At 52.2% G+C, this 513-nt stretch carries 2 protein-coding genes; both read right to left on the bottom strand.

Annotated elements, in window-relative coordinates; genetic code table 11:
* The coding region (locus J7438_RS27465; RefSeq protein ID WP_209279172.1) for a hypothetical protein at nt 1-305 on the bottom strand (305 nt) is incomplete at its 3' end.
* A partial coding sequence (locus J7438_RS27470; RefSeq protein WP_209279173.1) for a hypothetical protein occupies nt 257-513 on the bottom strand: 257 nt, incomplete at its 5' end. The genes J7438_RS27465 and J7438_RS27470, both read right to left, overlap by 49 nt.

Here is a 513-nt window from a genome sequence, read left to right on the forward strand (position 1 = left end):
GCGTCAGCAGACTCAGTCTCCATTGGCTCCGGATTACCCTGAACCGAAGTCGAAGAAGAGCGCTCAATACACGAGTTATTGCCAGTAACACGCCTGAGCTTTATGGGGGGAATGGTCCCGGATTCAGATTGCTGTTGATGCGGTGGAAACGCTCCTGTGGCCGTTGTTGTCTGTTCAATCTGGCGGCCTGCGATGCTCCGCTTTCTTTTGCGTTTGCGGCTGGAGGACGGCTCGTCTCTCCCAGCTTCAGTGGATGTTAACCGGGATACAGTATCCGCGGTTGCTGAGGAGGAAGGTGACTGCATGGTTTGTTTGGAGGTCCTCCCTGTTTCCAATTGGAGAATCGTTTGGGGGTGACAACGATAGAGTACGACCTTGTCAGCCCAGTAAAGTTCCAGGCAACCGGTAGCAGAATCACCAGTTTCAGGCGTGGATGATCGTGTTTTGTCTGCGCCAGAAAACGTCTTATTGCTGCTTTTTCACAATCATTTTTTGTGGAACCATCCTGTCGGC

Source organism: Thalassotalea sp. G20_0 (assembly GCF_017744175.1).
Lineage (GTDB): Bacteria > Pseudomonadota > Gammaproteobacteria > Pseudomonadales > Endozoicomonadaceae > Endozoicomonas.